Genomic DNA, 12058 nt, shown 5'->3' with positions numbered 1-12058 from the left:
CGTCCTCATCCTGTGTAACCCGGTCACCTAGGATGACGTCTGCTTTCCACCGATACCTCTTCCGAAAGGAGTGGCGAGCCAGCATGCACATGATCCGATGTGAGATCGACACCGAGTACCGCGGTAGTGAGGCACTCGCCGACCTTGCCTGGCGCTGGCTCACCGAGGGCGCGGACCGTCTGGAGGACGAGTTCTTCCAGGGGACTCTCGACTCCACCGGGCAGGTGGAGGAGTCGCTGAAGAAGGCGGTGCCGTGCGGTCCGCCCGGGACGCTCTGGGGCTTCCTCAACACGACCAGCGTCAACCGCGCCAGCGGGCGGCTCACCCGACGCAGCAAAGTGCTGACCCACAAGAACCTGCCGATGCTGCGTAAGTGGCTGGTCTCGGACGTGCAGCTGGCCGAAACCGCGGTCTACCGCCTGGACGAGGAGGGCATGCCCGGAGAACTGTTTCTGCGGATGGGCGTTGCGCGCGACCAGAGCGCCGTGGACTGGGTCAGGCTCAGCGCCGAGACCCCCAAGGAGCGCTTCGGGCCGGCCCAGCCCCGTTGGACGGAATTCCTGCGGGACTACTCGCAGGAGACCGACCCCAGCTACGCGCAGATCGGCTACAGCCTCGGGCTGGGGCGCACCGAGTACGAGGAGCGGGTCGGCCCGCCGCTGCCCGGGATGACGCTGCCACAGTCGCGGCAGCTGCTGCGCGGATACGAGTGGCTGATGGTGATCCCACGCGAGATCGCCCAGAAGCTCGGCGGAGCCGACGGGATCACCGCAGCCGGTGACTTCCACCGGGTCGAGACCCTGCGCGACGGCGCGGTGCTGCTCCAGGTCACCCCGGAGTTCGACGACTTCACCGGCGAAGCCATCGAACGCACCTGGCGGCTGCTGCGTCCCGTGCTGCGGTCGGGGATGCCCAAGCGCTTCGGGGACCACGACCTGCTCGGTCCGCCGAGCCGGATCTGGTACGCCGACACCGCCTGATCACTGCACGGCCGACGAGGCTGGGGTAGCCGGAAAACACATCCGTCTGCCCCAGCCTCTTCCGATTCCAGGCCCCCAGTCAGGCCGAGGTGGTGACTGCTGGGGCGGTGTGCGGGGCGAGGGCAGCACCGGCGGCGGTGACCGAAGGCTTGTGAGGGTTCTACAGGCCCCCCGCTCGTCCCTCTCCGTCCGTTCGCCGGCATCGCTGGCAGCCCAGCGCCAGTGTCGGTGGCGAGCTGGGGACAACCCCGCCGGTGGACAGGCGTCTTTGGACAGTGCAACACGAGGCGGTGTGCAGCAATTTGCTGTACCTAGTCTGACCAGCAGAAACCTCACGAGCTGGCACGACGCGGCACCACGGAATCTGATCGCTCATTGTCTCGTCATGCGTAGGCCTCGGGTTCGAATCCCGAAGACGAGCGCGTGAAGTGTTGGCGCCGCCCACCGCCTGGGGTCATGCACCTCTTCGTAACGGTCGGGATATCAACTCACGCCGACGGCCCCGTTGCCTCACCCAAGGAAGGACAGCCGCACCTGGCGCCGGGGGTTGTCCATGTTCGTGTCGACCAGGACGACGGACTGCCAGGTGCCCAGTTCCAGGCGGCCGCCGATCACCGGCAGGGTGGCGTGCGGCGGGACCAGGGCGGGGAGGACGTGGTCGCGGCCGTGGCCGGGGGTGCCGTGGCGGTGGCGCCAGCGGTCGTCGGCGGGGAGCAGGTCGTGGAGGGCGGACAGCAGGTCGTCGTCGCTGCCGGCTCCGGTCTCCATGACGGCGATGCCCGCGGTGGCGTGCGGGACGAAGACGTTGAGCAGCCCGTCACGGCCGTGCGCCGTCTGGTCGAGGAACTCGGCGCAGGCTGCGGTGAGGTCGTGGACCGTCTCGGCGGAGCCGGTCGGGATGTCGAGAGTGCGGGTGGTGAACACGTCGGCCATGTCTCCATGGTCGCCCAACATCGCCGGATCCGCGTTTGAGATTCCCGTCCGGGTGGCGAGACGACGTTGACCGGGCACGGGACGGCTCGCTAGGTTCTCCCGCATGTTGCGTCCTGTTCTGCTCACCACGCGCGGTCACATCGACCTGCTGCGGGTGGCCTCCGCCGCGTGTCGTCGCGGCTGCTGACGCCTTCTCACTCGTTCGTCCTTCTCCTCGCCTCGCTCTTTAGCGCGCTCCCGGGCTGATCCCGCACGCATCCGTGCGGATCCGACCCGTCGGGAGCCTGCGCGCCGAGGCGTGTCTCCGTCTGCCGCCCCGCCGTGGAGTCGCCATGACCATCAGCAAACCACCGCCGGACATATCCGTCATTTCAGATCAGGGCGCCGTCCTTGAGCTGGAACCGATCATCTCGGCGGCCTCCCGGCGCCGCCATGTACCCCGCTGGCTGCGCCGCACCGCGGGACCCCTGGTCCTGCTGGCGCTGTGGCAGGTGCTGAGCAGCACCGGGGTGCTGCAGCCCGACATCCTCGCCTCCCCCGGCACCATCGCACGGGCCGGGAAGGAGCTGATCGCGGACGGGACGCTGCCGTCCGCGATGCTGGTCTCGCTCCAACGCGTCGCCCTCGGCCTCGTGTTCGGCGTTCTGGCGGGCACCGCGCTGGCCCTCGTCTCCGGGCTCTCCCGGCTCGGCGAGGACCTGGTCGACGCGAGCGTGCAGATGCTGCGGACCGTGCCCTGGGTCGGTCTGATCCCGCTGTTCATCATCTGGCTCGGCATCGGCGAGGCGCCCAAGATCGCGCTGATCTCGCTGGGTGTCGCCTTCCACCTCTATCTGAACGTCTACGCGGGCATCCGAGGCGTGGACGAGCAGCTCATCGAGGCCGGCACCTCGCTCGGCCTGTCCCGCTGGGGCCTGGTGCGCCATGTCGTCCTGCCGGGCGCGCTGCCCGGCGCGATGACCGGGCTGCGCTACTCGCTGGCGACCGCCTGGCTGGCGCTGGTGTTCAGCGAGCAGATCAACGCCGACGACGGCATCGGTTTCGTCATGAACCAGGCCCGCGAGTTCTTCCGGACCGACGTGATCGTGGTCTGTCTCGTCGTCTACGCCTTCCTCGGCCTGACCGCCGACATCGTCGTCCGCACTCTCGAAAGGCTGCTGCTGCAATGGCGACCGACCTTCACCGGCAAGTGACCCGCCCCACGGAGCGCCCCACCGACCGGCGGACGGAGCGTCCGACGACCGGAACCGCGGTCCACGTCGAGGGGCTCACCCGCGCCTTCGACGGGCGCGCCGTGATCGACCGGCTCGATCTCGACATCCGGCCGGGCGAGTTCACCGCGCTGCTCGGGCGCAGCGGCTGCGGCAAGAGCACGCTGCTGCGGGTGCTGGCCGGTCTCGACCGCGAGGTCGAGGGTTCGGTGCTGGTGCCGCGCCGGCGCGCGGTCGCCTTCCAGTCGCCGCGCCTGATGCCGTGGAAGCGGGTGTGGCGCAACGTGCTGCTCGGGCTGCCCGGGCACCCCGACCGCGCGGTCGCCGAGCAGGCGCTGGAGGAGGTCGGGCTCGGCCACCGGTCCGGTGCCTGGCCCAAGACACTCTCCGGCGGCGAGGCCCAGCGCGCCTCGCTGGCCCGCGCCCTGGTGCGGGAGCCGGATCTGCTGCTGCTCGACGAGCCGTTCGGCGCACTGGACGCGCTGACCCGGATCACCGCCCAGCGGCTGGTCGCCGAACTGTGGCAGCGGCGCGGGTGCGCGGTGCTGCTCGTCACCCATGACGTGGACGAGGCCCTGCTGCTCGCCGACCGCGCGCTGGTGATGGAGAACGGCGTGATCGCCCACGACAACCCCGTCGCGCTGCCGCGTCCCCGCGATCCGGGCGACCCCCGGTTCGCCGAACTGCGGTCCCGTCTGCTCGATCAGCTCGGCGTGGACAACCACCCGGCCGCACAAGCGGCCTGACGGCCTCTCGGCCTCCCGATTTCCCGATCTCCCGATCTCTCCATCCCAACGGAAGAAACGACCTCCCATGAAACGCTTCGCCCCCGCCCTGCTGCTCCCGCTCGCCCTTCTGCTGACCGCCTGCGGCGGGTCGTCCGCCGCCGATGACGCCTCGGGCTCGTCGAACACCTCGGGTGGCCTGGGGAGCGTCACGCTCAACGTCGGTGACCAGAAAGGCGGTTCCGAGGCGATCCTGAAGGCCTCCGGGGAACTGGACAAGGTCCCGTACAAAATCAAATGGTCGACCTTCACCTCCGGGCCACCCCTGCTCGAAGCGGTCAACGCGAGAGCGGTGGACATCGGCGGGGTCGGCAACACCCCGCCGGTCTTCGCGGCGGGCGCCCACTCGAAGGTCACGGTGGTGGGCGCCTCGCACGGTTCGTCCGCCGGTGAGGTCATCGCGGTGCCCAAGGACTCGGATCTGAAGTCCGTCGCGGACCTCAGGGGCAAGTCGGTCGCTGTCGCGCAGGGCAGTTCCGCCCACTTCCAGCTGGTGGCCTCGCTCGCGAAGGCGGGCCTGAAGCTCACCGACGTCAAGGTCAGCTATCTGCAGCCGGCCGACGCGCTGGCGGCGTTCAGCCGGGGCCGGGTGGACGCCTGGGCCATCTGGGACCCGTACACCTCACAGATCCTGCGCAACTCGGGCGCCCGGGTGCTGACCACCGGGGACGGCGTCGTCAACGGACTCGCCTTCCAGGTCGCCGCGCCCGCGGCACTGGCGGACAAGAACAAGTCCCAGGCGATCGGCGACTACCTCACCCGGCTGCGCCGGGCCCAGGACTGGGCGTTCAAGCACCCCGAGGAGTGGGCGAAGGTCTGGTCGAAGGAGACCGGGCTGCCGTACGAGGTCGCGCTGGACGCGGTGAAGCGCAGCAGCGGCACCCGGGTGGCGGTGGCCGTGGACGACGCCGCGATCGCCTCCGAGCAGAAGATCGCCGACACCTTCGCCGATCTGAAGCTGATCCCGAACCACTTCACGTTCAAGGAATTCGTCGACCAGCGCTTCAACACCGGTCTGCCGGCGTCCGACACACCGGCTCGCTCCTTCGGAAAGGCCTCCTCCTGATGTCCGTGCACCTGCACTGGTTCCTGCCCACGGGCGGCGACGGCCGGACCCTGGTCGACCGCCACGCCTACACCGACGGCGGCGTCAAGCGCTCGAAGATCACTCCGATCAGCGGGGTCCGCGCGCCCGACATCGACTACCTGGCGCAGATCGCCCGCGCCGCCGACCAGTTGGGCTTCGAGGCCGTTCTGACGCCGACCGGCACCTGGTGCGAGGACGCCTGGCTGACGACGGTGGCGCTCTCCCAGCACACCGACCGGCTGAAGTTCCTGGTGGCGTTCCGGCCCGGCGTCATCTCGCCGGTCCTGGCGGCGCAGATGGCGGCCACGTACCAGCGGATCACCCGCGGCCGGCTGATGCTCAACGTCGTGACCGGCGGTGACTCCACCGAGCAGAAGCGCTTCGGCGACCATCTGGACCACGACAACCGCTATGCCAGGACGGACGAGTTCCTGACGGTGGTGCGCGGGGTGTGGGAGGGCAAGCCGTTCGACTTCCACGGCGAGCACTACCAGGTGGAGGGCGGCCTGGTGGCGCTGCCGCCCGAGCCGCGCCCGCCGGTCTTCTTCGGCGGCTCGTCGCCGGCCGCGGGACCGGTCGCGGCCCGGAACGCGGATGTCTATCTGACCTGGGGCGAGCCGCCCGAGCAGGTCAAGCAGAAGATCGACTGGATCCGCGGGCTCGCCGAGGCGGAGGGCCGTACGGTCCGGTTCGGCATCCGGCTGCACGTCATCTCGCGTGACTCCTCGAAGGACGCCTGGGCGACCGCGAACCGGCTGCTGGACGACCTCGACGACGACACCGTCGCCGCCGCCCAGCAGGCACTCGGCAAGAGCGAGTCGGTCGGCCAGCAGCGGATGCTGGCCCTGCACGGCGGCTCCCGCGACAAGCTGGAGATCTCCCCCAACCTGTGGGCCGGGGTGGGGCTGGTGCGCGGCGGCGCGGGGACGGCGCTGGTGGGCAACCACGCCGAGGTCGCGGACCGGATCGAGGAGTACCACGCCCTGGGCGTCGAGCACTTCGTGCTCTCCGGCTACCCGCACCTGGAGGAGGCGTACTGGTTCGGCGAGGGCGTGACGCCCGAGCTGGCGGCACGCGGTCTGCTCGACACCGTCCCCGGCTCCCCGCTGGCCGGAGTCCCGGCCACCAACGGCCGTCCGGCGTCCGCGCCGGGTGGTGCGCCGCTGCTGCTCGCCGGGGGCGTTGAGCGGCGGCGGAGTTCGCGGCCGCCCGTCCGCCGGGAGATCGTTCCCGGCGGGCGGGCAGCCGCCTCCCGATTGGTCTGGACCATTTGGCCGCTATCGGGATACCCTCCCACTGCCGCCGCGCGCCAAAGGGGGACAGCCGACGTGAACACCTTGCACCGTATCGCCGCACTGGTCGACGCCTGCCTGCTCCCCGCCTGCCGCACCGAGCGGCTGCCGGACTGGATACGGCTCGGGCTCGACCGGGGAATGCCGGGAGTGGTCGCCTACGCGGACACTCCGGACGCCTCCCGCCGGATCACGGACGCGCTGCACGAGCGGCTCCCCGACGGCCTCACCGGCCGCCCGGGCGGGACCCCGAGCCCTCGCGGAAACGATTCCGGAACCGGTGGCAGCGGCAGTTCGGCGGCCGCCGAACTGGTGGGCCTGGGGGCCAACTTCCATCTCGGCGTCCGGCCGGCGCTGCGCGCCGACGAGACCCGCGTCTTCGTGACCGATCTGCAGGCGCACGGGGTCGCCGCGGCCCTCGGCCCCTTCACCGGAGAGGGCCCGCTGCGGCCGTTCGCCGAAGGCGCCGCCGCCGGAGTCCGGGCGATCACCGCCGGACGGACCCCCGTTCCGGGCGGCGACGGCCTCCCGGCGACCCTCAGCGCCCAGGCCGTGACGGGCGTGCTGCGCGGCGACCTCGGGTACGGCGGGGTGGTGGTCAGCGACACCCTCGACGCCCCGTCGATCGTCAACGGCTGGGGCGTGCCGGGCGCGGCCGTGCTGGCCTGGATCGCCGGGGTCGACCTGGTCCAGCTCGGCCCGGCGTGCGGCGCGGGGGTGCGCGAGGCGATCCACACCGCTGCCGCCCGCGCGGTGGCCGACGGGGACCTCGCACCCGACCGCCTGGAGGAGGCCGCCGAGCGGGTGGCCCGGCTGCGGCGCTGGGCGTCGGAACCGCGGATGCCGGCACCGGCGGCCACGGAGCAGGCCGCCGCCCACTCTTCGGCCCCCGTTTCGGGTCCCGCCTCGACCCCTGTTCCGGGTCCCGCCTCGGCCCCTGTTCCGGGTCCCGCCTCGGCCCCCGTCTCGGCGCGCGCTGCCGCCACTCACCGCTGACGCCTCACGGGAAGCTTTCCGTGCCGCCCGGGGTTGGTAGAACCGTGAACGACTTGAGCGGAGTGCACGAGGTCGACGTCGCCGTCATCGGGGCCGGGCAGGCGGGCCTGTCGGGCGCGTACTTCCTCGGCCGCGCCGGACTCCGTCCGGACGAGGGCTTCGCCGTCCTGGACCACTCCCCCGGCCCCGGCGGCGCGTGGCAGTTCCGCTGGCCCTCGCTCACCTACGCCAAGGCCCACGGCGTCCACGACCTGCCAGGGCTTCCGCTGGAGGGCGCCGACCCGGCCCGGCCCTCCGCCGAGGTGGTCTCCGAGTACTTCGACCGTTACGAGCGCACCTTCGACCTGCGCGTCCACCGCCCGGTGAACGTGTCGGCGGTCCGCGAGGGGGGCGGCGGACGACTGCTCGTCGAGACGGACGCCGGCGCGTGGTCCGCCCGCGCGCTGATCAACGCCTCCGGCACCTGGGACCGCCCGTTCATCCCGCACTACCCCGGCCAGGAGACCTTCCTCGGCCGTCAGCTGCACACCGCCGGCTACCGGGGTGCGGCGGAGTTCGCCGGCCGCCGGGTGATCGTGGTCGGCGGCGGGACCTCCGCCGTGCAGCTGCTGATGGAACTCGCCGAGGTCGCCGAGACCACCTGGGTCACCCGCCGTCCGCCGCTCTTCCGCGAGCAGCCGTTCGACGAGGACTGGGGACGCGCCGCGATCGCCCTCGTCGAGGAGCGGGTCAGGGCCGGGCTGCCGCCGCAGAGCGTGGTCAGCGTCACCGGCCTGGCGGCGACCGAGGCGGTCCGCGCCGCGCAGGCGCGCGGGATCCTCGACCCGCTGCCGGCGTTCGACCGCGTCACCGAACACGGCGTGGCCTGGAACGACGGCCGCGAGCTGGCCGCCGACGTCATCCTGTGGGCCACCGGCTTCCGCGCCGCCCTCGACCACCTCGCGCCGCTGCGGCTGCGCGAGCCCGGCGGCGGCATCCGGCTGGACGGCAGCACCCGCGTCGCCAAGGACCCCCGCATCCACCTCATCGGCTACGGGCCCTCCGCCAGCACCATCGGCGCCAACCGGGCGGGGCGCACCGCGGTCCGCGAGATCCGCGAACTCCTCGCCCGCGGACCGGAGGAGCCCGCCGCCGTACGGTCCCCCGCCCTCGCGCGCTGAACGGCCGGCCGCGGGGAGCGCTAACCTTCCGCCCATGGTCAACTCGCGCTCGCGGCGGGAGCTCCCCGCCTTCCCCGGCGCCCTCACTACGGCTGCCCCCTGGGCGCTACGAGGTCGCCGGAGCACGGCACACCAGAAAACATCCGATGTCTGCTTCCCACGGCTCCTGCGCTACGGCAGTATGAGCCCATGCGCGTAGCCCTCTTCGTCACCTGCGTGAACGACATGCTCTACCCGGACACCGGGCGGGCCACCGTGGCGCTGCTCGAACGGCTGGGCGTGGACGTCGACTTTCCGCCGGCGCAGACCTGCTGCGGACAGCCCCAGTTCAACACCGGCTACCGGCATGAGACCGAGCCGCTGGTACACCGGTACGCGGCCGCCTTCGAGGGATACGACTACATCGTGACCCCGTCGGGGTCCTGTGTGGCGATGGTGCGCGAGAACTATCCGCGGATCGGGGCGAAGGCCGCCGCCGAGGGGCGCGGCGACAGCCTCGCGGAAGCGGCCGCGTCCGTGGTGCCCAGGACGTACGAACTCACGGAGTTCCTGGTGGACGTGTTGAAGGTGACCGACGTCGGGGCGTACTTCCCGCACACGGTCACCTACCACCCCACCTGCCACGGGCTGCGGGTGCTGGGGCTCGGGCGGCGCCCGCTCGCCCTGCTGGAGAAGGTCGGAGGTCTGCGGCTGCGCGAGCTGGAGGGCGCGGAGGAGTGCTGCGGCTTCGGCGGCACCTTCGCCGTCAAGAACGCGGCGGTGTCCGGCGCGATGGGCGCGGACAAGACCCGGCACATCGCCGGGACCGGGGCGGCCGCGGTCTGCACCGTCGACAACTCCTGTCTGATGCACATCGGCGGCACGCTGGCCCGGGAGGGCTCGCCGGTCCGGCCGGTGCACATCGCCGAGATCCTCGCCGCGACGGAGGAGCACCCCTACCCGATGGAAGAGGTCCGATGAGCGGCACGTATCTGGGGATGCCGGCCTTCCCGGAGGCCGCCGCGCAGTCCACCCAGGACACCCAGCTGCGCGGCAATCTGCGGCATGCGACGCACACCATCCGCGCCAAACGCGCCGTGGCGGTGGCCGAACTGGCGGACTGGCCGCAGCTGCGGGCCGCCGGCGCCGCCGTCAAGGACCGCACGCTGCGCCATCTCGACCACTATCTGGAGCAGTTGGAGACGGCGGTCACGGCCGCGGGCGGCGTGGTCCACTGGGCGGCCGACGCCGCGGAGGCCAACCGGATCGTGACCGACCTCGTCCGCGCCACCGGCGAGACCGAGGTCGTCAAGGTCAAGTCGATGGCCACCCAGGAGATCGGGCTCAACGAGGCCCTCGCCGAGGCCGGCATCCACGCCTACGAGACGGACCTCGCCGAACTGATCGTGCAGCTCGGCGACGATCTCCCGTCGCACATCCTGGTCCCCGCGATCCACAAGAACCGGTCCGAGATCCGCGACATCTTCACCGAGCGGATGGGCGACTGGGGCCGGGCGGCGCCCGCCGGGCTGTCCGACGAGCCCGCCGACCTCGCCGACGCGGCCCGGCTGCACCTGCGGGAGAAGTTCCTGCGGGCCAAGGTCGCCATCTCCGGCGCGAACTTCATGGTGGCCGAGACCGGCACCCTCGTCGTCCTGGAGTCCGAGGGGAACGGCCGGATGTGCCTGACCCTGCCCGAGACCCTCATCTCGGTCGTCGGCATCGAGAAGACCATCCCCACCTGGCAAGACCTGGAGATCTACCTCCAGACGCTGCCCCGCTCCTCGACCGCCGAGCGGATGAACCCGTACACCTCGACCTGGACCGGCACCACCGAGGGCGACGGACCGCAGACGTTCCACCTGGTGCTGCTCGACAACGGCCGCACCGACACCCTCGCCGACACCGTCGGCCGCCAGGCGCTGCGCTGCATCCGCTGCTCCGCCTGTCTGAACGTCTGCCCGGTCTACGAGCGGGCCGGCGGCCATGCGTACGGCTCGGCCTACCCCGGACCGATCGGCGCCATCCTCACCCCGCAACTGCGCGGGACGGCCTCGGCGCTGGACGCCTCGCTGCCGTACGCGTCGACGCTGTGCGGCGCCTGCTACGAGGTCTGCCCGGTCGCGATCGACATCCCCGAAGTCCTGGTCCACCTGCGGGAACGGGTGGTCGAGGGCGGAGCGGTGACGCTGCGCGGCACCCGGGCCGTCATCAAGCCGGCCAGGGGGCACGCCGCCGAGCGGGCCGCGATGCGCGCCGCCCGCTGGACGCTCGACCATCCGGCCGCGCTCCGCGCCGGCCAGCGGCTGGCCGCCCGCACGCGGCGGCTGCACCCGGCGCGGCTGCCGGGCCCGGGGCGGGCCTGGTCCGCCACCCGCGAGCTGCCGGCCGTGCCCGCCGAATCGTTCCGTGACTGGTGGCAGCGCACCCGGGGAGAAGGAAAGAACACATGAGCCACCCCAAGCCTGAGAGCCGGCCAAGCGGTGCGAGCAGCCGGGAGCGGGTCCTCGGACGGATCCGCCGCGCGCTGGCCGATGTGCCGCGCGACGAGCTCCCGGGCAGCGTCCCGCTGGACCGCGACTATCTGCGGGTGCACGGGGACCGGACCCCGGAGCAGACCGCCGACCTGCTGGCCGTCCACCTCACGGACTACCGCGCGCTGGTCCACCGGTGCCCGGCCGGCGGGCTCCCGGCGCTGATCGCCACGCTGCTCGCCAAGCGCGGCGCCCGCTCCGCCGTCGTCCCCGACGGTCTGCCCGACGGCTGGCTCTCCGCCGTCTCCGGAGTGGAACTCGTCGCGGACACCCTCGCCCTGACGGCGCGTGAGCTCGACGCGGTGGACAGCGTGGTGACCGGCTGCGCCGTGGCCGTCGCGGAGACCGGCACCATCGTGCTGGACGGCTCCGAAGGCCAGGGCCGGCGCCGCATCACGCTCGTGCCGGACCATCACATCTGCGTGGTCCTGGCTCCCGGCCAGATCGTCGACTCGATCCCCGAAGCGATGGAACGCCTCGATCCCGCCCGCCCGCTGACCTGGATCTCCGGGCCCTCCGCCACCAGCGACATCGAGCTCGACCGGGTGGAGGGCGTGCACGGCCCGCGCACGCTGGAAGTGATCCTGGTGGACGCGTCAGCGCGGTGAGCGGCTGATCCGGGAGACCGGCGCGGTCAGCCCTGGCGGTGCGGTGCCGCCTGACGGCTGACCCGCAGCGCCCACAGCACCAGCGGCACCTGGACCGGCAGCCGCGCCAGGGCCGCGTTCCTCAGCGGCGCCGGGCGGTCGCGCCAGTCGTAGGCCATCTTCACATTGGCCGGGAAGACGGCGGTGAGCAGCCCCGCGGCAAGCAGACCGCCGATCCGGCGGGTGGCGGGAACGGCGACGGCGCCGGCCACCGCGAGTTCCACGACCGCGCTGCCGTAGGTCCAGCTGCGCGGTGTGCCCGGCAGTGCGCGCGGGATGGTCGCGTCGAACAACTTGGGGATCAGGAAATGGGCCGCGGCCCCGCCGGCGAGAAGCCCGACGAGGAGTCGTGCGGAGCGCTCATGGGCGGCCAACGGGCACCTCCGGTGAAGGGGCGACACATCCCCGCCGGGCGGGTCGCCGCCACCTTACCCGTGAGTAAGTTCCGGCGGAA

Annotated in this window: 12 protein-coding genes and 1 pseudogene; 11 read left to right on the top strand and 2 right to left on the bottom strand. The window is 72.1% G+C overall.

Going from position 1 to position 12058, the window contains the following annotated elements:
- Positions 1-83 precede the first annotated feature (83 nt).
- A complete protein-coding gene (locus LNW73_RS28460; protein ID WP_250991836.1) occupies positions 84-980 on the top strand; it encodes a hypothetical protein in 897 nt (298 codons plus the stop codon).
- Between the two features lie 510 nt (positions 981-1490).
- Here LNW73_RS28460 and LNW73_RS28455 read toward each other — a convergent pair.
- Positions 1491-1913 (bottom strand): secondary thiamine-phosphate synthase enzyme YjbQ, encoded by a 423-nt coding sequence (locus LNW73_RS28455; RefSeq protein WP_250991835.1) that lies wholly within the window; start codon positions 1911-1913, stop codon positions 1491-1493.
- A gap of 103 nt (positions 1914-2016) precedes the next feature.
- Between LNW73_RS28455 and LNW73_RS36725 the strand changes: the two genes are divergently transcribed.
- From LNW73_RS36725 to LNW73_RS28410, 10 genes and pseudogenes are all read left to right on the top strand, one after another.
- Complete coding sequence (locus tag LNW73_RS36725; protein WP_361793467.1) at positions 2017-2100, top strand: putative leader peptide; 84 nt, start codon at positions 2017-2019, stop codon at positions 2098-2100.
- 145 nt (positions 2101-2245) lie between these two features.
- Positions 2246-3106: an ABC transporter permease gene (locus LNW73_RS28450; protein ID WP_250974858.1), complete on the top strand. Its 861-nt coding sequence runs from the start codon at positions 2246-2248 to the stop codon at positions 3104-3106.
- Entirely contained in the window at positions 3079-3870 is a 792-nt protein-coding gene (locus LNW73_RS28445) for an ABC transporter ATP-binding protein (protein WP_250991834.1), read from the top strand. The genes LNW73_RS28450 and LNW73_RS28445 overlap by 28 nt, the downstream gene beginning before the upstream one ends.
- A 67-nt stretch (positions 3871-3937) precedes the next feature.
- Entirely contained in the window at positions 3938-4975 is a 1038-nt protein-coding gene (locus LNW73_RS28440; RefSeq protein ID WP_250991833.1) for an ABC transporter substrate-binding protein, read from the top strand.
- Positions 4975-6177: pseudogene (locus LNW73_RS28435) on the top strand (LLM class flavin-dependent oxidoreductase); the annotation flags it as partial. The gene LNW73_RS28440 and the pseudogene LNW73_RS28435, both read left to right, overlap by 1 nt.
- 252 nt (positions 6178-6429) lie before the next feature.
- Positions 6430-7284, top strand: coding sequence for a glycoside hydrolase family 3 N-terminal domain-containing protein (locus LNW73_RS28430; RefSeq protein WP_250993066.1), 855 nt, complete (start codon positions 6430-6432; stop codon positions 7282-7284).
- A 44-nt stretch (positions 7285-7328) separates the two neighbouring features.
- On the top strand, positions 7329-8444 hold the full coding sequence (locus LNW73_RS28425) for an NAD(P)-binding domain-containing protein (protein WP_374118210.1): 1116 nt from the start codon (positions 7329-7331) through the stop codon (positions 8442-8444).
- A 189-nt stretch (positions 8445-8633) separates the two neighbouring features.
- On the top strand, positions 8634-9404 hold the full coding sequence (locus LNW73_RS28420; protein ID WP_250991832.1) for a (Fe-S)-binding protein: 771 nt from the start codon (positions 8634-8636) through the stop codon (positions 9402-9404).
- Positions 9401-10876: a lactate utilization protein B gene (locus LNW73_RS28415; RefSeq protein ID WP_250991831.1), complete on the top strand. Its 1476-nt coding sequence runs from the start codon at positions 9401-9403 to the stop codon at positions 10874-10876. Before LNW73_RS28420 ends, LNW73_RS28415 begins: the two co-directional genes overlap by 4 nt.
- Positions 10873-11565, top strand: a complete 693-nt coding sequence (locus LNW73_RS28410; protein ID WP_250991830.1) for a LutC/YkgG family protein — start codon at positions 10873-10875, stop codon at positions 11563-11565. Before LNW73_RS28415 ends, LNW73_RS28410 begins: the two co-directional genes overlap by 4 nt.
- A gap of 26 nt (positions 11566-11591) precedes the next feature.
- On the opposite strand, the gene LNW73_RS28405 is transcribed toward LNW73_RS28410, so the two are convergent.
- Positions 11592-11978, bottom strand: coding sequence for a DoxX family protein (locus LNW73_RS28405; RefSeq protein WP_250991829.1), 387 nt, complete (start codon positions 11976-11978; stop codon positions 11592-11594).
- Positions 11979-12058 lie beyond the last annotated feature (80 nt).

Source organism: Streptomyces sp. RKAG337, assembly GCF_023701715.1.
GTDB lineage: Bacteria > Actinomycetota > Actinomycetes > Streptomycetales > Streptomycetaceae > Actinacidiphila.
Note: the sequence above shows the minus strand (reverse complement) of the source record. Positions and strands in the feature narration are given on the sequence as shown.

Excerpts from the sequence above, each read along its gene's own strand:
- LNW73_RS28415 (WP_250991831.1), top strand. The coding sequence starts at position 9,401 with ATGAGCGGCACGTATCTGGGGATGCCGGCCTTCCCGGAGGCCGCCGCG.
- LNW73_RS28410 (WP_250991830.1), top strand. The coding sequence starts at position 10,873 with ATGAGCCACCCCAAGCCTGAGAGCCGGCCAAGCGGTGCGAGCAGCCGG.
- LNW73_RS28420 (WP_250991832.1), top strand. The coding sequence starts at position 8,634 with ATGCGCGTAGCCCTCTTCGTCACCTGCGTGAACGACATGCTCTACCCG.
- LNW73_RS28455 (WP_250991835.1), bottom strand. The coding sequence starts at position 1,913 with ATGGCCGACGTGTTCACCACCCGCACTCTCGACATCCCGACCGGCTCC.
- LNW73_RS28450 (WP_250974858.1), top strand. The coding sequence starts at position 2,246 with ATGACCATCAGCAAACCACCGCCGGACATATCCGTCATTTCAGATCAG.
- LNW73_RS28440 (WP_250991833.1), top strand. The coding sequence starts at position 3,938 with ATGAAACGCTTCGCCCCCGCCCTGCTGCTCCCGCTCGCCCTTCTGCTG.
- LNW73_RS28445 (WP_250991834.1), top strand. The coding sequence starts at position 3,079 with ATGGCGACCGACCTTCACCGGCAAGTGACCCGCCCCACGGAGCGCCCC.
- LNW73_RS28430 (WP_250993066.1), top strand. The coding sequence starts at position 6,430 with ATGCCGGGAGTGGTCGCCTACGCGGACACTCCGGACGCCTCCCGCCGG.
- LNW73_RS28460 (WP_250991836.1), top strand. The coding sequence starts at position 84 with ATGCACATGATCCGATGTGAGATCGACACCGAGTACCGCGGTAGTGAG.
- LNW73_RS36725 (WP_361793467.1), top strand. The coding sequence starts at position 2,017 with ATGTTGCGTCCTGTTCTGCTCACCACGCGCGGTCACATCGACCTGCTG.